General features: G+C 69.1%; 21 protein-coding genes and 2 tRNA genes. 8 read left to right on the top strand and 15 right to left on the bottom strand.

What is annotated here, in order from left to right; genetic code table 11:
* Nucleotides 1–6: 6 nt before the first annotated feature.
* From ABZV93_RS05255 to ABZV93_RS05245, 3 genes are read right to left on the bottom strand one after another with little or no spacing between them, the layout of a single operon-like run.
* Nucleotides 7–612, bottom strand: a complete 606-nt coding sequence (locus ABZV93_RS05255; protein WP_354930659.1) for an NUDIX domain-containing protein — start codon at nucleotides 610–612, stop codon at nucleotides 7–9.
* Nucleotides 609–983: an MmcQ/YjbR family DNA-binding protein gene (locus tag ABZV93_RS05250; RefSeq protein WP_354930656.1), complete on the bottom strand. Its 375-nt coding sequence runs from the start codon at nucleotides 981–983 to the stop codon at nucleotides 609–611. The genes ABZV93_RS05255 and ABZV93_RS05250 overlap by 4 nt, the downstream gene beginning before the upstream one ends.
* Nucleotides 984–1,032: 49 nt before the next feature.
* Nucleotides 1,033–1,419: a hypothetical protein gene (locus tag ABZV93_RS05245; RefSeq protein WP_354930653.1), complete on the bottom strand. Its 387-nt coding sequence runs from the start codon at nucleotides 1,417–1,419 to the stop codon at nucleotides 1,033–1,035.
* Between the two features lie 321 nt (nucleotides 1,420–1,740).
* Here ABZV93_RS05245 and ABZV93_RS05240 point away from each other — a divergent pair, with 321 nt between their 5' ends.
* Both ABZV93_RS05240 and kaiC read left to right on the top strand, forming a co-directional pair.
* Nucleotides 1,741–2,067, top strand: coding sequence for a circadian clock KaiB family protein (locus tag ABZV93_RS05240; protein ID WP_354930650.1), 327 nt, complete (start codon nucleotides 1,741–1,743; stop codon nucleotides 2,065–2,067).
* Nucleotides 2,057–3,520 carry a circadian clock protein KaiC gene (kaiC, locus tag ABZV93_RS05235; RefSeq protein WP_354930647.1) on the top strand — a complete coding sequence of 488 codons (1,464 nt, stop codon included), beginning with the start codon at nucleotides 2,057–2,059 and terminating at the stop codon, nucleotides 3,518–3,520. Before ABZV93_RS05240 ends, kaiC begins: the two co-directional genes overlap by 11 nt.
* 54 nt (nucleotides 3,521–3,574) lie before the next feature.
* Here kaiC and ABZV93_RS05230 read toward each other — a convergent pair whose 3' ends face one another.
* The 12 genes from ABZV93_RS05230 to dnaA form a co-directional block, all read right to left on the bottom strand.
* Entirely contained in the window at nucleotides 3,575–4,171 is a 597-nt protein-coding gene (locus ABZV93_RS05230; RefSeq protein ID WP_354930644.1) for a GNAT family N-acetyltransferase, read from the bottom strand.
* A gap of 75 nt (nucleotides 4,172–4,246) precedes the next feature.
* Nucleotides 4,247–4,322 (bottom strand) — tRNA-Ala (locus tag ABZV93_RS05225).
* 39 nt (nucleotides 4,323–4,361) lie between these two features.
* Nucleotides 4,362–4,499: a DLW-39 family protein gene (locus ABZV93_RS05220; RefSeq protein WP_330831785.1), complete on the bottom strand. Its 138-nt coding sequence runs from the start codon at nucleotides 4,497–4,499 to the stop codon at nucleotides 4,362–4,364.
* A 110-nt stretch (nucleotides 4,500–4,609) separates the two neighbouring features.
* A tRNA-Ile gene (locus ABZV93_RS05215) sits at nucleotides 4,610–4,683 on the bottom strand.
* A gap of 135 nt (nucleotides 4,684–4,818) precedes the next feature.
* On the bottom strand, nucleotides 4,819–5,445 hold the full coding sequence (locus ABZV93_RS05210; protein ID WP_354930641.1) for a DUF3566 domain-containing protein: 627 nt from the start codon (nucleotides 5,443–5,445) through the stop codon (nucleotides 4,819–4,821).
* Nucleotides 5,442–8,036, bottom strand: a complete 2,595-nt coding sequence (gene gyrA, locus ABZV93_RS05205; RefSeq protein WP_354930638.1) for a DNA gyrase subunit A — start codon at nucleotides 8,034–8,036, stop codon at nucleotides 5,442–5,444. The genes ABZV93_RS05210 and gyrA overlap by 4 nt, the downstream gene beginning before the upstream one ends.
* A 97-nt stretch (nucleotides 8,037–8,133) precedes the next feature.
* Complete coding sequence (gene gyrB / locus ABZV93_RS05200) at nucleotides 8,134–10,113, bottom strand: DNA topoisomerase (ATP-hydrolyzing) subunit B (protein WP_354930635.1); 1,980 nt, start codon at nucleotides 10,111–10,113, stop codon at nucleotides 8,134–8,136.
* Nucleotides 10,114–10,522: 409 nt separating this feature from the next.
* Nucleotides 10,523–11,266 carry a DciA family protein gene (locus tag ABZV93_RS05195; protein WP_354930632.1) on the bottom strand — a complete coding sequence of 248 codons (744 nt, stop codon included), beginning with the start codon at nucleotides 11,264–11,266 and terminating at the stop codon, nucleotides 10,523–10,525.
* The gene (recF, locus tag ABZV93_RS05190) at nucleotides 11,247–12,368 is read right to left on the bottom strand and encodes a DNA replication/repair protein RecF (RefSeq protein ID WP_354930630.1); all 1,122 of its coding nucleotides are present in this window, start codon (nucleotides 12,366–12,368) and stop codon (nucleotides 11,247–11,249) included. The genes ABZV93_RS05195 and recF overlap by 20 nt, the downstream gene beginning before the upstream one ends.
* A gap of 21 nt (nucleotides 12,369–12,389) precedes the next feature.
* Nucleotides 12,390–13,298 carry a phosphogluconate dehydrogenase (NAD(+)-dependent, decarboxylating) gene (gene gnd, locus ABZV93_RS05185; RefSeq protein ID WP_354930627.1) on the bottom strand — a complete coding sequence of 303 codons (909 nt, stop codon included), beginning with the start codon at nucleotides 13,296–13,298 and terminating at the stop codon, nucleotides 12,390–12,392.
* Nucleotides 13,299–13,414: 116 nt separating this feature from the next.
* The gene (gene dnaN, locus ABZV93_RS05180) at nucleotides 13,415–14,563 is read right to left on the bottom strand and encodes a DNA polymerase III subunit beta (RefSeq protein WP_354930624.1); all 1,149 of its coding nucleotides are present in this window, start codon (nucleotides 14,561–14,563) and stop codon (nucleotides 13,415–13,417) included.
* A 535-nt stretch (nucleotides 14,564–15,098) separates the two neighbouring features.
* Nucleotides 15,099–16,712 carry a chromosomal replication initiator protein DnaA gene (dnaA, locus tag ABZV93_RS05175; RefSeq protein WP_354930621.1) on the bottom strand — a complete coding sequence of 538 codons (1,614 nt, stop codon included), beginning with the start codon at nucleotides 16,710–16,712 and terminating at the stop codon, nucleotides 15,099–15,101.
* Between the two features lie 543 nt (nucleotides 16,713–17,255).
* On the opposite strand from dnaA, the gene rpmH reads away from it, so the two are divergent.
* From rpmH to rsmG, 6 genes are all read left to right on the top strand, one after another.
* Entirely contained in the window at nucleotides 17,256–17,390 is a 135-nt protein-coding gene (gene rpmH, locus ABZV93_RS05170; RefSeq protein ID WP_092883951.1) for a 50S ribosomal protein L34, read from the top strand.
* A 32-nt stretch (nucleotides 17,391–17,422) separates the two neighbouring features.
* On the top strand, nucleotides 17,423–17,791 hold the full coding sequence (gene rnpA, locus ABZV93_RS05165) for a ribonuclease P protein component (protein WP_354930618.1): 369 nt from the start codon (nucleotides 17,423–17,425) through the stop codon (nucleotides 17,789–17,791).
* On the top strand, nucleotides 17,788–18,039 hold the full coding sequence (gene yidD, locus ABZV93_RS05160; protein ID WP_354930615.1) for a membrane protein insertion efficiency factor YidD: 252 nt from the start codon (nucleotides 17,788–17,790) through the stop codon (nucleotides 18,037–18,039). The genes rnpA and yidD overlap by 4 nt, the downstream gene beginning before the upstream one ends.
* 12 nt (nucleotides 18,040–18,051) lie before the next feature.
* Nucleotides 18,052–19,032: a membrane protein insertase YidC gene (gene yidC / locus ABZV93_RS05155; protein ID WP_354930612.1), complete on the top strand. Its 981-nt coding sequence runs from the start codon at nucleotides 18,052–18,054 to the stop codon at nucleotides 19,030–19,032.
* A 207-nt stretch (nucleotides 19,033–19,239) separates the two neighbouring features.
* Nucleotides 19,240–19,785 carry a R3H domain-containing nucleic acid-binding protein gene (locus ABZV93_RS05150; protein ID WP_354931364.1) on the top strand — a complete coding sequence of 182 codons (546 nt, stop codon included), beginning with the start codon at nucleotides 19,240–19,242 and terminating at the stop codon, nucleotides 19,783–19,785.
* An 82-nt stretch (nucleotides 19,786–19,867) separates the two neighbouring features.
* Nucleotides 19,868–20,527: a 16S rRNA (guanine(527)-N(7))-methyltransferase RsmG gene (rsmG, locus tag ABZV93_RS05145; protein ID WP_354930609.1), complete on the top strand. Its 660-nt coding sequence runs from the start codon at nucleotides 19,868–19,870 to the stop codon at nucleotides 20,525–20,527.
* Nucleotides 20,528–22,213: the final 1,686 nt, after the last annotated feature.

Raw genomic sequence — 22,213 nt, 5'->3', positions numbered from 1 at the left:
ATCCGGTCAGGACGAGCCACCGAGAGGTCGTACGGCTGACAGCAGCTTGGCCGCGAACCGGGGCAGGTGCGGGTCCAGGGCGTCCGGTGGCTCGTCGCCGACCTCGTCCACCCGTACCCACCTGATGCCGTCGAACTCGGCCGCGTCGTAGGAGACGATCGCGGACCTGGGCAGCCCGAGGACGTACCAGAGACTGACGTCGGTGTGCGGGCCGGCGCCGCGGGTGCGGGTCACAGTGACGAAGAACGGCCGGTCGCCGGAGAGACCGGGCAGCCGGGAGGGCGCCGCCGCGACCCGCAGCTCCTCGCGGCACTCTCGTACGACCGTCTGCCACGGGTCCTCGCCGGGTTCGACATGACCGCCGGACGGCAGCCAGAGCCCGGCCTTGCGGTGGGCGACGAGCAGCACCTCCAGCCGGGTCTCGTCGAGAACGACGAAGTAGCTCACCAGGTGGGGGTCGGGGACGTCCGGTTTCGCGGTCCGGTGAATTGGGGCATCACCGGCCAGCCAGTCCAGGACGGTCTGCCGGTGTGCCCGCTCGGTCTCGTCCCAGGGGCAGATGTTGTCGACCAGGTCGACCAGGTGCTGCCGTGACGCCGTGGCCGCGGTCACTTCGGTGCCTCGGCGGAGCTGCTGCGGTCGTGCTCTGCCACCAGGCGCTTCGGAGCCTGCTGACGCCACGCCTCTTCCACGAGCGCCTGGACACGGTCGGCGGAGACGTCAGCGAGACGGACCTGCAGGCCCAGGAAACTCTTCCGCGCGTCCGGCCGCCGGAGGGCCTCGTAGGTGGCCGGGTCCGCCGCGGCGACGTCGTAGGCCTCCTGCTCGCAGACGCAGAACACGGCGGTCGTGCTGTCCTGGCCCATGCCGACGAAGGTCCGGCCACGCACCTTGAAGACGGGTACGTGGAACCGGAAGTGTTCGGTCTCCTCGACCTCGGGCAACGCGGTCGCCCACCGCCGGATGTCGTTCGTACTGGTCACGTCGGCACCGTACCGCCGGCCACCGACCGGAGCTTCGGTCTTCGGCACCTCACCGCGCACCGGCCCGGGTCCCCGTGAGGATCAGCGCAACGGTCAGGGCCGGCAAGGCGGCACACCCCAGAAGCGCGGCGCGTACGCCGGTTGACGCCGCGACGAGAGCGACGGCGCCCCCGCAGGCGATTGAGCTCGCCAGGCCGACGAGGCCGAGCGCACCCACGACACACGCCGCGACGTATCCGTGTGGAGCCGTACGTACGTCGTCGACGTGTGGCTCCACCAGCCGCAGTGCCACAGCCCCTACGAGCAGGGTGAGGAGGCCCAGAACGGTGTACCAGGCGACCGGATCGGTGGGGAACCCGAGCTCGGCCAGACGCCGCGGATACAGCCGACCGAAGGAGCTGCGCCCGTCCCGACCGCACCAGCACACCGGAGACACGCACGGGATCGTCGAGCTCGTCGGTGAGCCAGGCGACGTCCGCACCGCTGGCGAACGTTCACGCCACACCCCAGCCGGGACCTCGAACGCGAACGCGATCACCCCTGCGCCACGCCGATCAGCCCGAGCTGCGCCCCCGACAGGTGTACGTCGGCGACCAGATAGACGCTGGTGACGAGCCACCAGCCCCGGGACTCGACGCCTTTCGTCACGCACCCGGTGTTCGACGCTCCCGGTCGCCCTCGGCCTGGGAACGGTACGCGTGGGTATCTGGTGGGTGGGTGGCGTACGCGCGAGGACAACTGTCGGCCGGGGTGGGTGGTGGGTTTCCCGACAACGACCAGATTCGAGCTCACCCTGTTCGTGGTGGGCCGAACGGGGTCGTCGTTGCGCGCGGAGGGTCAGCTGAGATCCCTGTGCGAGGCCCTGGTGCCGGGCGCGTACGACCTTCGGGTGGTCGACGTCGACGAGGAGCCCGAACTCGCCGAGCAGGAACAGATCGTCCTCACCCCGACGGTCGTACGGTCGATGCCCCTGCCTGCGGTCAGGGTCGTCGGTGATCTGTCCGACGACGAACGCACGGCCGCCGCACTCGGGCTCCCCACACCCTTCCAGTCCCGGATCGAACGGCTGCGAGATGAGCGATAACGCGCTGGAGAAGATCCCTACCGGCATCAACGGGTTCGACCCGATCGCCCTGGGTGGCCTGCCGCGTGGCAGGTGCACGCTGGTGACCGGGAGCACCGGCACCGGGAAGACGCTCTTCGCCATGGAGTACCTCGCTCGTGGCATCTCCGCCTACGGGCAGCCCGGAGTGTTCGTCACGTTCGAGGAGTCGCCCGCGGACCTGCGCCGGAACGCGGCGGCGCTCGGCTTCCCGGTGGAGCAGTGGGAACGTGAGGGCAGGTGGACGTTCCTCGACGCCTCGCTCGACAGCCCCCAGGAGACGGTCACGACGGGCAGCTACAACTACGCCGCGCTGGTCAGCAGGATCGAGAGCGCGGTCCGCTCGACGCACGCCGAGCGGGTCTGCATCGACTCGGTCGGCGCTGTCCTCGCTCGGTACCCCAACGTCGGCTCGGTGCGGGCCGAGCTTCGCCGTTTCGTCTTTCACCTGAAGGCCCTCGGGGTCACCTCCGTCATCACCGCCGAACGAGTGGAGGAGTACGACGGGGTCTCCCGGCTGGGGGTGGAGGAGTTCGTCCTCGACAACGTGGTGATCCTGCGCAACGTGCTGAGCGGCGAGCGACGCCGGCGAACCGTCGAGATCGTGAAGTTCCGCGGTGCGCCACACCGGACAGGTGAGTGGTTGTTCACCATCGAGCCCACCGAAGGCCTGGTCGTCATCCCCCTCGCGTTCCTCCGGCCGGGCACGCACGCCTCCACCGAACGCGTCTCCAGCGGCAACGCCGACCTGGACCGAATGTGCGGTGGAGGGATCTATCGCGACGCCATCGTGCTGCTGACGGGGCCGACCGGCTCAGGTAAGACGCTGACGGCCCTGAGGTTCGCCCAAGCCGGGTTCGACGCCGGTGAAAGCTGCCTGTTCTACACCTTCGACGAGACGTTCGAGCAGTTGTCCCGCAGCGCCTCGGGATGGGGCATGGACCTGCCCACCATGCAGCGGTCGGGCCTGCTGAACGTGGTGTCCACCTATCCCGAGACAGCCTCGCTCGAGGACCACTTCCTCAGCATCCGCCGTGAGGTCGAGACGTTCCGGCCCCGCCGGGTGGTGATCGACACGATCTCCGCGCTGGAACGGATCGTCGCCCCCCGCGGGCTGCTGGACTTCGTGCTCGCGCTGAGCGCCGTCCTGCGGCGAGACACCACCAGCCTGTTCACCTCTGCCCCCATCGGGCGCTTCACCTCCAGCCTCACCCCGTCGATCGCGGCGGAGATCGCCAGTCTGATCGACACCACCATCACCCTGCGGTACGTCGAACGGTCGGGTTCCATGCACCGGGTGATCGCGATCCTGCAGAACCGGGGCTCCGGGCACGACGCCGCGATCCGCCAGGTCAGGATCGACCAGCACGGCATGCACATCGGCGACCCGTTGCCCGACGTCCCGTCCGCGGCCGGCGAGGACTTCAATCCCTGAGCCTCGCCGCGGACGGACTGCTCCAGCGCTCCAGCGCTCCAGCGCTCCAGCGTTCTAGCGCTCGGGCAGCGTCGGGTGCGGAGACGTTGGCCCGATGTCGATCATGGTGTTCGTGATCGCCCAGCGCTCGTGGTCGCGCCAGGCCCCGTCGATGTACAGCAGCTTGGGCGAGTAGCCCTCCTGCCGGAATCCGACCCTGCGTACCAGCTTGAGAGACGCGTGGTTGGCGGGCTGGATCTGGGCTTCGAGCCGGTGGAGCCGCAACTGCTCGAAGGCGAAGCGCACCGCGAGCGTGAGCCCCTCGGTCAGGTAGCCCTGGCCGGCGGTCGGGGCAAACGCGGCGTAGGCGACGGATCCGGACTGAAACCGTCCCCGGATGATGCTGTTGATGTTGACCATCCCGGCGATGGCTCCACTGCCGCGCACGCAGACCAGCACCGACTCTTCGTCGGGCCCCTCGTAGCGGGCGAGATAGGCCCGGAACTGCTCCGGCGTGGACGGCAGGGACATCCACGGCCGATGCAGGTGCGTGCTCGCGCCCACCAGCTCGAGGAACTCGTCCTGGTCGCGGTCGGCGAGGTGGCGCAGAGTCACCCGGCTGGAAGTGCCCGACTGGTTGGAGTCAGGGAGGTCGGTCGCCGCGTCGTTCACGAGACGGGACGGTACCCGGTGTCCGTCGACCATCGGCGGCCCGGCCGAGCCACGGCCTGACCTGGTGTGTTGTGGTGGTGGAGACGAGGGGACTCGAACCCCTAACCCCTGCCTTGCAAAGGCAGTGCTCTGCCAGTTGAGCTACGCCCCCGGGATCGGCGCCGAAGCGCCGGAGCGCCGAGCCGGTCGGTCAGTGAGCGCCACCGGAGGGCGGGACCGGGTCGGTTGCCTCCGCCCAGAGGTTCTGCTCCGCCTTGTCCGCCTGCAACCGCTTGTACGCGAACCAGCCACCGGCGATCGCGACAGCGGCGAGGAGTGCCTTCTTGATCACCGGGAGCCTCCTTGAACGACACCGGCCTGGGATGACCACACCCCTGCGGGTGGCCGGCACGGGCACGGCATCACTGCCGTGTCCTTCGTGTCGACCGCTCGGGTGAGTGGGCCTAACTGGACTTGAACCAGTGACCTCTTCCTTATCAGGGAAGCGCTCTAACCGTCTGAGCTATAGGCCCGGGCGCCGACGAACGTTACCGCAACCCTAGCGTCCCGCCCAAACCGGTTCGACGCGGGTACCACCCAAGGAACGGCGCGCGACCGGACGGTCCCGGAGAACACCGAAGGCGGTCACCGGGTGGGGGCTCGTCGCGTCACTCGTCCTCGGCGAGCGTGACCTCCAGGCCGCCCAGCAGGCTGGCGGACAGGTTGTAGAGGAACGCGCACAACGTGGCGATCGCGGTGATCAGGATCACGTCGACCACGCAGATCAGTGCGGTGAACCCGAGGACCCGCTGCAGCCCGATGTAGTCCTCGAGGTTGAACCGGGTCTCCGAGGCGCTGCCGAGTACGTCGGAGATCGTCCGGCTGATGGAGTCGTACACGCCGGCCGCCTGAAGGACGTACCAGACCACGCTCACCGCCACGACGGTCACGATCGCGAACGCGATGGACAGCAGGAACGCCGTCTTCATCACCGACCACGGGTCCAGCCGGACCGCCCGCAGCCGGGCCCGGCGCACGCGGGTGCGCGGGTCCGGTGGCGGCTGCGGCGCGGACAGGATCCGCTGACGGAGCCCGTTGCGCTCCCGGATCGCCGCCGGGTCGGTCGGCCGGTTGGGCGCGGGCCTGCGCAGGTCGGGGCGTGGGGGCGCCGCACGCGGAGTGTTATCCGGACCGTTCTGGGCCTTGTGCCCAGGACGGTTGCTCTGGCCAGCTCCGCCCCCGGTCGAGGGGATGACTTGGGTAGCGGATTCGTCAGGCCCGCCGTTCCGTGTCACGTGCTGTCCTCCTGGCTGTCAGCCTGGTCCTGCCCGGCCGGACCGTCGGTAGGTCCATCATCAGCGGGCAGGTCGTCGGCCGTCTCCGGTTTCCCGTCGTCCCCAGCATCGTCCTCGGTGTTCCGGGCGATGGCAACGACCGAATCCCCTTCGCGCACTCCGGCGAAGATGACGCCCATGGTGTCACGTCCCTTCGCCGCCACGTCCGCCACCGGGCTTCTGGTCACCTGTCCGCTGGCTTTGACGGACAGGACCCGGTCCCCGTTACTTACCACTATTGCCCCAACGAGGGAGCCCCGGGCGTCGGAAATCCGCATCGCCTTGATTCCCAGCCCGCCCCGGCCCTGTCGGCGGTACTCGGAAACTGCCGTCCGCTTGGCGTAACCACCGTCGGTCACCGTGAAGACGTACTGACCCTCTTCCTCGCCGGCGCGGATCACCGCCATCGACAACAGTTCGTCACCGTCGCGGAACCGCATCCCGGTCACGCCGGACGTAGCCCGGCCCATCGGACGCAACTGTCCGTCATCGGCCACGAAACGCACCGCCTGAGCCTTGCGGGACACCAGGAGGAGTTCGTCGTCGGGGTTGACCAGTTCGGCGCCGATCAGCTCGTCGTCCTCGTCGCGGAAGTTCAAGGCGATGACCCCGGCCGCGCGGTTGGAGTCGTACTCCCGCAGCGGGGTCTTCTTGACCAGGCCCTTCTTGGTCGCGAGGACGAGGTACGGGAACTGCTCGTAGTCGGCGATCGCCAGCACCTCGGCGATCTCCTCGTCCGGCTGGAACGACAGCAGCCCCGCGACGTGGCCGCCCTTCGCGTCCCGCGCCGCCTCCGGCAGCTCGTACGCCCTGGCGCGGTAGACCCGGCCACGGTTGGTGAAGAACAACAGCCAGTGATGGGTACGGGTCACGAACAGGTGGTTGATCACGTCGTCGCCCCGCAGCGCCGCCCCCCGCACACCCTTCCCGCCGCGCTTCTGGCTGCGGTAGAGGTCGCTACGGGTGCGCTTGGCGTAGCCACCCATCGTGATGGTGACCACGACCTCCTCGTCGGGGATGAGGTCGGCCGCGGTCAGGTCGCCGTCGGCGGGGATGATCTGCGTACGCCGGTCGTCGCCGTAGCGGTCGACGATGGCGGTCAGCTCCTCGGCGACGATCCTGCGCTGGCGTTCCGGGGAGGCGAGGATGTCCTTGTAGTCGGCGATCCGGGCCTCGAGCTCGGCCAGCCGCTCCAGGATGGCCTGGCGTTCGAGCGCGGCCAGCCGGCGCAGCTGCATGTCGAGGATGGCCCGGGCCTGGATCTCGTCGATCTCCAGCAGCTCGATGAGGCCGGTGCGGGCGTCGTCGGCCGACGGGCTGCGCCGGATGAGCGCGATGACTTCGTCGAGGGCGTCGAGTGCCTTGGCCAGGCCGCGGTAGACGTGGGCGTCCTCCTCGGCCTTGCGCAGCCGGAACCGGGTGCGCCGCTGGATGACGTCGATCTGGTGGTCGATCCAGTGGGTGAGGAACTGGTCGAGGGACAGCGTGCGCGGAATGCCGTCGACCAGCGCCAGCATGTTGGCGCCGAAGTTGTCCTGCAGCTGGGTGTGCTTGTACAGGTTGTTGAGGACGACCTTCGCGATCGCGTCCCGCTTGAGGACGACGACCAGCCGCTGGCCGGTGCGGGAGGAGGAGTCGTCGCGTACGTCGGCGATGCCGGTGACCTTGCCGGAGTCGGCGAGCTCGGCGATCCGCAGGGCGAGATTGTCCGGGTTGACCTGGTAGGGCAGCTCGGTGATCACCAGGCAGGTGCGGCCCTTGTTGTCCTCCTCCACGTCGACCACCGCGCGCATGGTGATCGAGCCGCGGCCGGTGCGGTAGGCGTCCTCGATCCCGCGGTTGCCGACGATGAGCGCACCGGTCGGGAAGTCCGGGCCGGGGATGCGCTCCATCGCGGCGGCGAGGATCTCCTCCCTGGTGGCCTCCGGGTGCTCCAGCGCCCACAGTGCCGCCGAGGAGACCTCGCGCATGTTGTGCGGCGGGATGTTGGTGGCCATCCCGACCGCGATCCCGGCCGAGCCGTTGACCAGCAGGTTGGGGAACCGGCTGGGGAGTACGACCGGCTCCTGCCCGCGGCCGTCGTAGTTGGGGCGGAACTCGACGGTGTCCTCGTCGATGTCGCGCACCATCTCCATCGCCAGCGGCGCCATCCGGCACTCGGTGTACCGCATGGCGGCCGGCGGGTCGTTGCCCGGCGAACCGAAGTTGCCCTGCCCCTGCACCAGCGGGTGCCGCTTGGTCCACGGCTGCGCCAGGCCGACGAGGGTGTCGTAGATCGCGCTGTCACCGTGAGGGTGGTACTGACCCATCACGTCACCGACGACGCGCGAGCACTTGGAGAAACCGCGGTCGGGCCGGTACCCGCCGTCGTACATGGCGTACAGCACGCGGACGTGCACCGGCTTCAGCCCGTCGCGGACATCCGGCAGCGCCCGGCCCACGATCACGCTCATGGCGTACTCGAGGTAGTTGCGCTGCATCTCCGCCTGGAGATCGACGGGGTTGACCCTGGAGGGCGGGGGTGGTGGAGCGGCGGTGGTGTCTTCGGTCACTGGACCTGTTCCTTCGCACTACGGCCGTCCGCGGGGGACGACACGAGGTGTCCGATCGAACCGGTGGACGGGTGGCTGGTCGTTGCGGCGAGAGTCATCAGATGTCGAGGAACCGGACGTCCTTGGCGTTGCGCTGGATGAACGAACGCCGCTGCTCGACGTCCTCTCCCATGAGGACGGAGAAGATCTCGTCCGCCTGTGCGGCGTCGTCGAGGGTGACCTGTCCCAGGATCCGGCCGTCGGGATCCATCGTGGTCTCCCACAACTCGTCGGCGTTCATCTCGCCGAGACCCTTGTACCGCTGGATCGGGTTTTCCCTGGGCAGCTTGCGCCCGGCCTCCTGGCCCGCGGCCAGCAGACCGTCGCGTTCGCGGTCGGAGTAGGCCAGCTCGTGCGGCGCGTTGGACCAGCGGATCTTGAACAACGGCGGCTGAGCGATGTAGACGTGGCCGGCCTCGATGACCTGCTTCATGTAGCGGAACAACAACGTCAGCAGCAGGGTGGTGATGTGCTGGCCGTCCACGTCGGCGTCGGCCATCAGCACGATCTTGTGATAGCGCAGCTTGGCCAGGTCGAAGTCCTCGTGGATCCCGGTGCCCAGCGCGGCGATGATGGCCTGGACCTCGGCGTTCTGCAGCACCCGGTCGATCCGGGCCCGCTCGACGTTGAGGATCTTGCCCCGGATCGGCAGGATCGCCTGGATCCGCGGATCGCGCCCACCCTTGGCCGACCCACCCGCGGAGTCACCCTCCACGATGAAGATCTCGCACTCGTCGGGGTTGGTCGACTGGCAGTCGGCGAGCTTGCCCGGCAGGCCACCCCCGCCCAGCAGGCCCTTGCGGTTGCGGGCCAGGTCACGCGCCTTGCGGGCGGCCACCCGCGCGGTCGCGGCGGCGATACCCTTGCGCACGATGTCGCGGCCCTCGCCGGGGTTCTTCTCGAACCACTGGCTGAGCTGGTCGTACATCAGGGTCTGGACGAACGTCTTGGCCTCGGTGTTGCCGAGCTTGGTCTTCGTCTGCCCCTCGAACTGCGGCTGTTCCATCTTGACCGAGATGATCGCGGTCAGGCCCTCGCGTACGTCGTCACCGGACAGCCGGTCCTCACGCTTCTTGATGAGGTTCCAGTCCTCGCCGAACCTGTTCACCAGGCTGGTGAGCGCGGACCGGAAGCCCTCCTCGTGGGTGCCGCCCTCGTGGGTGTTGATCGCGTTGGCGAAGGTGTGCACCGACTCGGTGAAGGAGGAGTTCCACTGCATCGCGACGTCCAGGCTCATGCCGGCCTTGGTGTCCTCGGCCTCGAACGCGATCACGCTGCGGTGCACCGGGTCCTTCGTGGCGTTGAGGTGCTCGACATAGTCGACGATGCCGTTCTCGTAACAGAAGACCGCCTCGCGCGCCTCGCCCGTCTCGCTCAGCTCGGTCCGCTCGTCTCGCAGCGCGATGGTGAGGCCCTTGTTGAGGAAGGCCATCTCCCGCAGCCGGGTGGCGATCGTCTCGTAGACGAACGTCGTCGTCTCGAAGATGTCGGGCGTGGGCCAGAACGTGATCGCGGTGCCGGTCTCGTCGGTCTCCTCGTGCTGGGCCAGCGGGTGGTCCGGCTCACCGAGGTGGAACGACTGGGTCCAGCGGTGACCTGCGTTCTTGACCTCGACCTCGAGCCGGGTCGACAGCGCGTTGACCACGGAGATACCCACGCCGTGCAAACCGCCGGAGACCTTGTAGCCGCCGCCGCCGAACTTCCCGCCGGCGTGCAGCACGGTCATCACGACCTCGACCGCCGAACGCCCCTCCGACTCCACGATCCCGGTGGGGATACCGCGACCGTTGTCGACCACCCGCAGGCCGCCGTCGGGAAGGATGGTGACCTCGACCCGATCCGCGTGACCGGCCATCGCCTCGTCCACCGCGTTGTCGACGGCTTCCCACACCAACTGGTGCAGACCCCGCTCACCGGTGGAACCGATGTACATTCCCGGCCGCTTACGCACCGCGTCCAGGCCCTCCAGGACCCGGATCGCGCTGGCGTCGTACTGAGGCAGATCTTCGTTGGTTGGCGCATCATCAGTCGTAGGCACATCACCAGTCGTCACGTGTGGTTGACCTCCTGCCAACAGGACACGAAGAGGCCGCTCCGCGTGTGAGCACGTCCGGCGTCCGGCGAGGACGCGGCGCCCCAGACGGTTGGAGCGGCCTGAACTGCCGCCAGTGTACTCGTCCGGCGCCGCAGAAGCATGTCTGGCAGGCCCTGGAAGCCCCACTGGCCAGCACAGCCGCGACCGACGTATCCCCCTCCGTACCTTCGCTTCCACTGATCGGTCTGAGCGCCTTCTGTGGACGATCACGAGGTCGGCCGTGCCGACGGCCGTTCCGGCGGACGAAACCGGTCAATCCAGGAGGTAGCCGGGCGATCGGGAAGGGGCCTCACGCCCGGGGCGCCGACAGTGAGCCGACAGTGAGCCGACAGTGAATGGACGCCCCGGCGGCTCAGCCGTAGGTGTCCCGGGGACCCCGTCCGTCGCGGACACTGCGCAGACCCCGCTGCCAGCTCGGAGCCGACGGACCGAGAACGATCACCCGCCGGACGGTGCCGTCACCGAGTTCCTCGTTCAGCCGCCGCACCAGGCTCGGGGCGAGCAGCCGGACCTGGGTCGCCCACGCGGTCGAGTCGGCCCGGACGGTCAGCTCGGCGTCGACGTACCGCTCCGCCCGGCAGTGTGCCGCGACGTCCGGCCCGACGATGTGGTCCCAGCGGGCGAGCGCGCCGGCGACGGCGACGTCGGTGGTCCAGCCGCGTTCGTTGACCAGCCGGCCGATGGTGGACTCGAGTGCCTGCGGGTCACGGTCGTCGGGCCCGGCGCCGGACCGGGTGGTCCTGGAGGTGAGACCCGCTCGGGAACGCCGGTCACCGGCGCGCCCGGCCGAGCCGGACCGCCTGCCGGGACGGCCGCCGACCCCGGGGCGTGCCAGGGCCGCGGCGACCGCCCGGGCCAGTTCCAGACCGGAGGGGTTCCAGGTCGCGTCGCCGTCGTCGGGTGAGCGGGGGCCTTCCGGCGTCTCGTCGTCATGGTCCTTGCCGTCCTTGCCGGCCGGAGCCTGTGCCGCACCGTCGACGGGGTCGACGAGCACCGCGGGGTCCAGGGAGTCCGAAGCGTCGGAAGAGAACGCCGACGGGTCTGCCGGATCGGAGCGGTCGGGCAGGTCGGGCAGGTCAGGCGGCAGGTTCGGCACGTTCGACCTTCCCCTCCACGACGACGTACCGCGTCCCGGCCAACTGCTCCGGGACGTCCTCCGCCACGGCGGCGGTCACAAGCACCTGCTCCGCGCCGGCCACCAGGCCGGCCAACCGGCGCCTGCGTCCGGCGTCGAGCTCGGCGAACACGTCGTCCAGGATCAGCACCGGCTCACCTCCGTCACTGCACAGCAGGTCGTACGCCGCCAGCCGCAGCGCCAGCGCCACCGACCACGACTCGCCGTGGCTGGCGTACCCCTTCGCCGGGAACTCGCCGAGGCTCAGGACCACATCGTCGCGGTGCGGACCGACAAGCGAGACGCCGCGGCGGACCTCCTCGTCCCGGCGTTCGGCCAGCGCGGCGGTGACGTCGTCGGCCAGCGCGGCCGCGGTGACCTGGTCGCCGAGGTCGGCCGAGCTGCGGTAGTCGAGGCGTACCTCCTCCTGCGTGGGCGACACGTGTGCGTACGCCTTCGCCACCAGCGGACGCAGCAACTCGATGGTGGCCAGCCTGGCCGCGAGGATCTCCCCACTGAGCCGGGCCAGGTGCGAATCCCACGCGTCCAGCGTGCGCAGGGCCCCGGAGGACGCCTGCGCGGCCGTCTTGAGCAGGGTGTTCCGCTGGCGCAGAACCCGATCGTAGTCCTGCCGTACGCCGGAAAGCCGTGGCGCGCGGGCCACCAGCAACTCGTCCAGGAACCGCCGCCGGGTGTCCGGGTCGCCCTTCACCAGGGCGAGGTCCTCGGGTGCGAACAGGACCGTGCGGAGGACGCCGAGCACGTCCCGCGGGCGGGATACCGGCGACCGGTTGAGCCGGGCACGGTTGGCGCGCCCGGGCGTGACCTCCAGCTCGATCAGCGCGTGCCGGGCGCCACGGACCACGTCCCCGCGAACGATCGCCCGGGTGGCGTCGGCGCGCACCAACGGCGCGTCGTGCGGCACTCGGTGCGAACCGAGTGTGGCGAGGTAGCCGACCGCCTCCACGAGATTGGTCTTGCCCTGGCCGTTCTGGCCCAGAAACACCGTGACCCCTGGTTCGAGGTCGAGCTCGACCGTGGCGTAGTTGCGGAAGTCGGTGAGGGAGAGGTGCGCGACGTACACGGCAGTGCGTCGGACGTTGGCTCAGGGAGCCTCGGTGTCCGGGCGCACCGAGTGGGCGTCCGGGTGCACCGCGTGTCCGCCGAACTGGTTGCGCATCGCGGCGATCGCCTTCATCGCGGGGGAGTCGTCCTGGCGGGAGGCGAAGCGGGCGAACAGCGCGGCGGCGATGGCCGGCATGGGTACGGCGTTCTCGATGGCGGCCTCGACGGTCCAGCGGCCCTCGCCGGAGTCGTCGGCGTACCCCCGGATCTTCTCCAGCCGCTGGTCCTCCTCCAGCGCGGAGACCAGCAGGTCGAGCAGCCAGGACCGGATCACGGTGCCCTCGCGCCAGGAGCGGAAGACGTCGGTGACGTTGTCGACGATGTCGGTGGCCTCGAGGAGTTCGTATCCCTCGGCGTACGCCTGCATCACGCCGTACTCGATGCCGTTGTGCACCATCTTGGCGAAGTGGCCGGCGCCGACCTTGCCGGCGTGGACGAAGCCGAACTCGCCCTCCGGCTTGAGCGCGTCGAACGCCGGCTGCACCTTGGCCACGTCCTCGGCCGTGCCGCCGCACATCAGGGCGTAGCCGTTGGTTCGGCCCCATACGCCGCCGGACACGCCGCAGTCGACGAACCCGATGCCGCGCTCGGCGAGCGTCTGGGCGCTGACTGCGTCGTCGGTCCAGCGGGAGTTACCGCCGTCGACCACGACGTCACCCTCGTCGAGAAGCGTGGCGAGCTCGGTGATCACAGCTCTCGTGGTGGCCCCGGCCGGGACCATCACCCACACCACGCGCGGTCGCGACAACTGGGCGACCATCGCCTCGAGACTGTCCACGTCGGAGACCTCGGGGTGGTGGTCGTATCCCACGACCGTGTGACCGGCGGCACGCAGGCGCTCCCGCATGTTCGCGCCCATCTTGCCCAGGCCGACAAGCCCGATCTCCATCAGAACCAGTCCCTTCTCGCGTGCCGGTACGCCGTTCCTCCCATGTGCTGCCCCAACCGGGCCGGGGCATTCCCGCGTCGGCCCCGCCGATCGGCCGGGATGGATCTCTCCTGGGCTCAGCTCTGCAGTCGTACCGGCATCAGCAGGTAGCGGTAGTCGGTGTTCGGCTCGGCGTCGGCGGCGGCCAGGCCGGTGAGGACGGCCGGGCGGGTCGACTGGGTGAACGCGAACTGTGCGATCGGGGCCTCGATCGCACCCAGGCCGTCGAGGAGGTACTGCGGGTTGAACCCGATGGTCAGTCCCTCCCCCTCGATTGTGGCCTCGATCGACTCCGAGGCCTGAGCCTCGTCGCTGCTGCCCGCCTCCAGGGTGGCGACCCCGTCGTCGAACGTGAGCCGGATCGGGGTGTTGCGTTCGGCCACCAGAGCGACTCGCTTCAGCGACTCGACCAGGGCGCCGGTCTCCACTCGGGCGACGGTCTGCTGCTCGGGCGGGAAGAGCGTGCGGTACTTCGGGAACTCACCGTCCAGCAACCGGGTCGTCGTCCGGCGTTGGGAGCCACCGGTGGTGCCGGTGAAGCCCACGAGTCCCTCGCCGCTGCCGGTGCCGGGAGCGGCGAGCGCGATCGTCACGTCCGATCCGGCGCCGAACGCCTTGGCCGTGTCGGCGAGCACCCGCGCCGGCACCAGGGCGGTGGCCGACAGGTCGGACTGCTCCGGCGACCAGGTGAACTCGCGGACCGCGAGGCGGTAGCGGTCGGTCGCGGCGAGCGTCACCGACGAGCCCTCGATCTCGATGCGGACACCGGTGAGGACCGGCAGCATGTCGTCGCGGCCGGCGGCCACGGCCACCTGTGAGACGGCGTTGGCGAACACGTCGCCCTTCACCGTGCCGGAGGCGGCCGGCATCTGCGGCAGTTCGGGGTAGTCCTCGACCGGCAGCGTCTGCACGGTGAACCGCGCGCTGCGGCAGGTCACCACGACCTTGCCGCCCTCGGCGGTGAGGTCGACCGGCTGAGCAGGAAGGCTCCGGCTGATGTCGGCGAGCAGGCGCCCGGAAACCAGCGCCGAGCCCTCTGCGGAAACGTCGGCGGGCACGCTGACGCGTGCGGAGGTCTCGTAGTCGAAGCCGGACAGCAGCAACTCGCCGTCGCGGGCCTCGACCAACATGCCGGCGAGCACGGGCAGCGAGGGCCTGGACGGAAGGCTGCGTGCCACCCAGGCCACCGAATCGGCGAGGACGTCACGGTCTACGCGGAACTTCACCGCTCTTCGCCTCCTCGACGGACAGCGGCCAACTGGGAGCACGACGCTACACCGCCGACCATGTCGGCGGTGGTGGCGGGGCGACCTGACCGACGCGCTGTGCGCGTCCGCGTCGGGACCTGCTCACCGACGGGGTCACCCGCGGCGTGGGTCGCCGAGGTGCCGACCCGGTCGGCCGTGGGAGTCGGCAACTGCGGGGTCTGGTGTCGTCGTCCCCAGGAGCGGGCCGTTGGGGATTGTGGAGTTCTTGTCATAGACGTAATTAGGCTCAGCTTCGTCATAGGTGCGGTGGACACTGGGGATAACTCGCGTTTGCGCTGCTCAGCGGACTTGCGGGCGTCCACCGGGGCTGTGTGCGCGGTTGGGGGCACGTGGGTGGGCCCGGTGGACCGCGGAGTTCTGTCCCACCCGATCCACAGTTCTTCCCCGACCTGGTCGGGATTGATCCACAGAGTTGTCCCCAGGGTGTGAGCACAGCTCGGAGGGCGTACCGGGCGTGTCAGGGGTGGCGGGCAGGCCGCCGCGGCGTCGGGGTTCAGGACGACCGCGCCTGCTGCTTGATGCGGTTCGTCAGCTCGGTCACCTGGTTGTAGACGCTGCGGCGCTCCGCCATCAGCTGCCGGATCTTCCGGTCCGCGTGCATGACCGTGGTGTGGTCGCGTCCGCCGAACTGCTGGCCGATCTTCGGCAGCGACAGGTCGGTGAGCTCGCGGCAGAGGTACATCGCGATCTGCCGGGCCGTCACCAGGACGCGGCTGCGGCTGGACCCGCACAGGTCGTCCATCGACAGGCCGAAGTACGACGACGTCTGCGCCATGATCTGGCCCGCGGTGATCTCCGGCTCGCCGCCGGTCGGGATGAGGTCCTTCAGCACGATCTCTGCCAGGGCGAGGTCGACGGCCTGCCGGTTGAGGCTCGCGAACGCCGTCACCCGGATCAGCGCGCCCTCGAGCTCGCGAATGTTGGTCTGGATCTTGCTGGCGATGAACTCCAGCACCTCCGGCGGAGCGGTGAGGCGTTCCTGGGCGGCCTTCTTGCGCAGGATCGCGATCCGGGTCTCCAGGTCGGGCGGCTGGATGTCGGTGATCAGCCCCCACTCGAACCGGTTGCGCAGCCGGTCCTCCAGCGTCTCCAGTCGCTTCGGCGGCCGGTCGGAGGAGATCACGATCTGCTTGTTCGCGTTGTGGAGCGCGTTGAAGGTGTGGAAGAACTCCTCCTGCGTGCGCTCCTTGTTCTCGAGGAACTGGATGTCGTCGACGAGGAGCACGTCGACGTCGCGGTAGCGGCGCTGGAACGTCGGCGCCTTGTCGTCCCGGATCGAGTTGATGAAGTCGTTGGTGAACTCCTCGCTGGACACGTAGCGGATCCGTGCGTTCGCGAAGAGGTTGCGGACGTAGTGGCCGATCGCGTGCAGCAGGTGGGTCTTGCCGAGCCCGGAGTCGCCGTAGATCAACAGCGGGTTGTACGCCTTGCCGGGCGCCTCCGACACCGCCACGGCCGCCGCGTGGGCGAACCGGTTGGACGAGCCGATGACGAACGTGTCGAAGAGGTACTTCGGGTTCAGCCGCGGGGGCTCGCTGTCGGCGCGTACCGGCTGACCGGGCGGAGCGGACGAGAGGGCGAAGGCATCCGTTCCGCTCACGCCGCCGTTCAGCCCGGACCGAGGCAGGTCGGGTACGCCGGACTGGCCGGACGAGCCCGAGCCGGGTGAGCCGGGCGAACCGAGTGAACCGGACATCCCGGGCGTCTGCGTTCCGCTCGACCCCTGGTCGTGCGGTCCGGCGGAGCTCCCACCGCGCTCTCGTCCCTGGTCGTACTCGTCCCGGTGGCTACCCGTGGCAGCGCCCGCCCTGCCGTCTCCGTCGTGGTCGTCATGGTCGTCGAGGGAGAGCGAGGGCTCGACGGTGACCGCCAGCCGGACCGACTGGCCGAGCGCTGTGGACAGAGCGTCCTCGAGGCGCGGACGGAGCTTGGTCTCGAGCTGGGTGCGGGTGAAGTCGTCGCGCACCGCGATGATCGCGGTGTTGCCGTGGAGGGTGACCGGGCGACTCTGGGCGAGCCACACCCGGTGAGTGGCCGGCAGATCCTGGTCGAGGCCTTCGCGGACCAGTCGCCAGGTGGCGCTGAGTGGGTCTGGTTCGCCGGCCACTAGGTCACTCCCGTCTCGACATTCCTTCGGTCTTGCGCCCACGCCCCTGTGGATGACCGCTTCGTGCGCGGTTGTGGACGGACTTCCGTCGACCACAATCCCAGGCGGCTGCAGGCGTCCACAGATCCTTCCACAGGCTGTGTAAAGCGGCTGTGGACGACCCTAAGGGTGAGGGACGGTAACAAGCGCACAATCCGGCCAACAAGCTCCGGTTCATTCCGGCGAAACCGGCCGGAGCGCGCGAAAGCCCCGATCGTCCTCGGCTGGTCACCCGCGGTGGCCGGATGCCCCGGGCGCACGGCGCGCCGGCGACCATGAGACGGTCGCCACGACCGGGCAGGCGTGGGTGGACAGAACCCAGTTTGACCGGCCGAGCGGCTGACCCGTACCGTAAGTCGGTCACGGTGCTGTTCTCTTCGGCGCTCGCCGTATGCTCACGGATCAGATCCCACACCGCACTGGGTGCGTGTGCTGGGCCGCGGGTGGACGGTGACGTCGAGTTGACGGTGCCCGCGATCATCGTCACTGACCAGGAGACTCCCTGTGAAGCGCACCTTCCAGCCCAACAACCGGCGCCGGCACAAGACGCACGGCTTCCGGCTGCGGATGCGGACCCGAGCCGGCCGCGCCATCCTCTCTGCCCGGCGGCGCAAGGGCCGCCAGCGCCTCGCCGTCTGACGGCCGAGGTCGCCCAGGTCACACTCGATGTCGTGGTCCCGGCCCGCCACCGCATGCGTCGTCCGGCCGACTTCGCGACGGCCATCCGACGCGGACAACGGTCGGGCCGGTCGACGCTTGTCGTCCATCTCGCACTCACCACGGATCCTGCCCCCGCGAGGGTCGGTTTCGTGGTGAGCCGTGCCGTGGGTAACGCCGTCGTCCGCAACACCGTGCGGCGGCGGCTCCGACACATGCTGCGAGACCGGGTCGCCGGGCTGTCCCCAGGAACCCTCCTCGTCGTCCGCGCGTTACCGTCGGCAGCGGAGGCGTCCGGCGAGCGGCTCGGACGTGACCTCGACGCGGCGTTCGACGTCGTCCTGGCGCGGGCGCGGCGGGTCGAGGCGGAGGGTGTGCGGTGAAGGTCGTTCTTGTCCTGCTTCTCAAGGGGTATCGCCTGGCGGTGAGCCCCTTGTACGGCCAGGTGTGCCGCTATCACCCTTCGTGTTCCGCCTATGCCCTGGAAGCAGTCGAGACACACGGGGCACTGCGCGGTAGCTGGCTTGCGGTACGCCGGCTGGCGCGGTGCCACCCCTGGACCCCCGGTGGGTACGACCCGGTCCCGCCACCCCGACCGCGCGCCGGTGTGGGCGCGCACACCCACACCTGAGGTGCATGAAGCGTGAGTTGGTACGACACGATCCTTACGCCGCTCTACGACGTCGTGTCGTGGATCATTCGAGCGTTCTACACCGTTTTCTCCCCGCTCCTCGGTCCGGACTCGGGGTGGACGTGGGTTCTGTCGATCGTCGGCCTCGTGGTCTTCATCCGGATCCTGCTCATCCCGCTGTTCGTCCGGCAGATCCGGGCCAGCCGCAACATGGCACTTCTGCAGCCCAAGGTGCGCGAGCTGCAGAAGAAGTACGGCCACGACCGGGAGCGGATGGGCCAGGAGCTCATGAAGCTCTACAAGGAGAGCGGCACCAACCCGTTCTCCTCGTGCCTGCCGATTCTGCTGCAGTCACCGATCTTCATCGCGCTGTTCCGCGTGCTCGACGGCGCGGCGAACGGCATGGTCCGAGGTTCGGGCCTGAACCAGGACCTCGTCGACTCCCTGCGCCACGCCTCGATCTTCGGCGCGCACATCTCGGACAAGTTCATCGGCTCGACGAGCATGTCCGTGCGGATCGTGACGATCGTGCTCATCCTCCTGATGACAGCCACGACGTTCACCACCCAGCGCCAACTGATGCGCAAGAACATGCCGCCCGAGGCGCTGACCGGCCAGTACGCCCAGCAGCAGAAGCTGTTGCTCTACGTGCTCCCGCTGGTGTTCGCGGTCGGCGGCGTGAACTTCCCCGTCGGCGTTCTCATCTACTGGTTCACCACGAACGTGTGGACGATGGGACAGCAGTTCTGGGTGATTCGCCGCAATCCGGCACCGGGTACGCCTGCCTTTGACGCCTACCAGGCGCGCAAGACGAAGAAGACGGGACATCGCACCGGAATTGGTGGGATCCTGCCGGGCGGCGCCAAGGAGACAGCCAAGGAGAGCGCGAACGGAGCGGCTCCTTCCGCTGACGGCGTGCAGCCGGAGGCCGCCCAGACGGTCAAGCGGGTACAACCGCAGCGTCTGCCGCGTAGCAAGCGGAAGGGCCGTTGACGACGGACGGCATGCCCGTCCCCGAAGGTGTGAAGCGCCAACCGACGGCGCAGGAACGAAGGAGAAGTCGTGACTGAAGGCGCTACGTCGTTCGTCGAAGGTGGCGATGCGGAGAAGTCCGGGGCGTCGAGCGAGCAGGGCGAGCAGTCCGGCCAGGCCGCAGAGACCAGCTCGGTGGATTCTCCCGAGCCGGACGAGTCGGCAGAGGTGACCGACGAGGTCGCCGGATCGGGGCCGTCCGAGGAGGTCGGAGACCGCGACAGCGGTCAGGAAGCCGCCGAGGCGTCCGCGGACCGCATCGCCCGGCTGGAGGCCGAGGGTGACGTCGCTGCCGACTACCTCGAGGAGTTGCTCGACATCGCCGACATCGACGGTGACATCGACCTCGACGTCGAAGGTGACCGTGCGATGGTCGCGATCGTCGGCGGCGACCTGAACCTCCTGGTGGGCCAGGACGGCGAGGTCCTCGAGGCACTGCAGGAGTTGACCCGACTCGCGGTCTACCGGGAGACCGGGGAACGCAGCAGGTTGATGCTCGACGTCGGCGGATACCGCGCCCAGCGCCGTACCGACCTGGTCGCGCTGGCGGAGAAGGTGGTCGAAGAAGTCCGCGCCAGTGGTGAGCCGGTCCGGATGGCGCCGATGACGCCGTTCGAGCGGAAGATCGTCCACGACGCTGTTGCTGCGAAGGGGCTGACGAGTGAGTCGGAGGGCGAAGAACCGGAGCGGCGAGTCGTCGTCCAGCAAGCCTGAGTCCAAGGCTCCGGCGTCCGACGTTTCACGTGAAACAGCGCCTACTGCGGTAGCTCCTGACAGCCCACCCTCTGCTGAGCAGGTGTTCGGCGAACGCCTGTCGCTGGCTCGTCGGTACGCCCAGTTGCTGGCGGGTCCGGGCACTGAGCGAGGCCTTCTCGGTCCGCGTGAGGTTCCACGGCTGTGGGATCGGCATCTGCTGAACTGCGGAGTCCTCGCGGACATGGTGCCGACCAACGCCACCGTGTGCGACATCGGTTCCGGTGCCGGCTTGCCCGGCATCGTGCTCGCGATTGCCCGACCTGACCTCCGGATCACCCTGCTGGAGCCGTTGTTGCGACGGGCGGAGTTTCTGTCCGAGGTGGCCGAGGAGCTCGAGTTGGACGGCATCACGGTCGTTCGGGCGCGTGCGGAGGATCATCGAGGTAGCTACGACGTGGTCACGGCCAGAGCGGTCGCGCCTCTTTCCCGCCTGGCCCGTGTCGCGCTTGGTCTGTGTCGGCCCGGTGGGTCAGTCTTGGCCATGAAGGGGGAACGCGCGGGCACCGAGTTGGACGAAGCGCGCCAAGAACTCGATGCGGCTGGTGCGGTGGAGTACTCCATCGAGCGTCTGGGTGCGGAGCTCCTGCCGGTGCCGACCACTGTGGTGCGCGTCGTCGCGGGAACATCGCGAGGTGCTGCAAGCTCGGCGAAGAAGAGGCGAAGTCGCCGGGACGGGTCCGGTTCGGCAAGGGGAGTGTGACGGTGACCGACGTGCAGGTGACAACCGGACTCGGCTGGCCCGGGGAACCGTCACGCGAGTACGAACCCGAATTTCCGGGAGCTGGTTCGGCACCTCGCCGGACCGGACTCGGTTGGCCGGCGACCAGGTCGCCGGCTGCTTCGTCGGGACCGGGTGGTGACTCCACCACCTCTGACTCGGCGGGGTCACCATCGCGGCTGGGCGCGACCGAAGGATCAGCTGCTGCTGAGTCGACAGCCGACGATTCGGGTGTCGCAGGCCCGACCGAGGAGAGTTCCATCGGAGCCACCGGAGCGGAGCCTGGTGTCGGGTCCCCGGAAGCGCCTTCGACTTCATCGGCATCGGCACCATTGGAGCCTGAACAGGTTCCGGCCGAGTCGTCCGGCGCTACTTCCCTCTCTGGCGAGCGTGTGGGGCCTGACAACGGTGCGGCCTCCCACTCCGACGACTTCGCTCCGCTGACAGGAGGTCGGCCGAGTGGTTCGCCGGACTCTCCTGCCGGCCCAGATCTCCCCTGGAACACCGGTGCCGGCCTGGCTGCCGATGACCGTGCGGTCTCGCCCGGCGGTACGCATGGCGCAGTCCCACTTGAGGCCTCTCGCGGGGAGAACGCGGGCATAGGGGTGGAGGACAGCGCCACTGTTCCGCCGCCGCCTGGAACGAGGACCGGTACCGCCACCCCGTTGTCGTCCGACGAGTGCCTGGGAGACGACGTGCCCGGGGAGGTAAACGCGAATACTCCCGACGGCCGACTCCCTACAGCTACCGGTCCCTCAGCGAACGTGGGCGCGTTTCACGTGAAACCAGATGGGTCGGAAGAATCACTGTCGAGTGAAGCGCTTGGGACCAGCAGCCCCGACGTCACGGTCTCTGCTGATGTGGTGACCGAAGCTCATGAGGATGGGACGTTTGGCCTGGGTGACCGGCCTCACGTCAGCGGCTCAGGGAATGGGTTCCCGAGCGCCCCGAGCGCCGACGATGCCCAGTCCGGCCTGCGTGACGTGGATGGGCGTCGGGCCGTCCTCGGTGGTACCGCTAGCTCTGACGGGGGGCCCGCGTCGGGGCTCCGCCCTCGGGAGGCCGACCTCGGGAATTCAGCTCCGGCGGAGACCACTGCGGAGCGGCTGATCGGCAGCTCACCCGACAGCGACATCCCGTCCACAGCCTCGTTCTGGCTGCCACCCGGAGTGCGTGAGGACGCTGCGGGTCGAGTGGAGGCGACGCCGGGTGAGCCAGTGAGTGGCTCGACCGAACGTGGTGAGACAGCAGGCCGAGGCGACGACTCGGTGGCTGGTACGGAGAAGCTCGCCCCATCGGCGCAGAGCGAGCACAACTCCCAGGCTCCGCCTGACTATGACCGTGACCGGGCCGCCGGCGAGACCTGGGTTCGAAGCGCGGTCGACCGCGCGCGGGGCCGCGTGAATCAGATCTTCAGTACTTGGAGACCTACCATCGAAGCCGACGAGAACCGGAATCAACGTGAGCGGCAGGCGTACGGACTGGACGTTCTGGTTCCCAAGCATCTCGGTACACCGGCACGGGACGAGGCCGCTCCGGTCAGGCCGGCCTCGACTGCCCGTCACGCCGACCGGCCATCAGCCGCTGAACACCGGCCCACCGACGCGGGTCCTACTGCGAACGAAACGGGGGGCGGGAGCCACGTAGAGAACGACGACGGCCGAGGCG

The sequence above is a fragment of the Actinopolymorpha sp. NPDC004070 genome (assembly GCF_040610475.1).
GTDB lineage: Bacteria > Actinomycetota > Actinomycetes > Propionibacteriales > Actinopolymorphaceae > Actinopolymorpha.
Note: the sequence above shows the minus strand (reverse complement) of the source record. Positions and strands in the feature narration are given on the sequence as shown.

What these genes read in the sequence shown, in the direction of transcription:
- kaiC (WP_354930647.1), top strand. Translation starts at nt 2,057, where the DNA reads ATGAGCGATAACGCGCTGGAGAAGATCCCTACCGGCATCAACGGGTTC.
- gnd (WP_354930627.1), bottom strand. Translation starts at nt 13,298, where the DNA reads ATGGAGATCGGGCTTGTCGGCCTGGGCAAGATGGGCGCGAACATGCGG.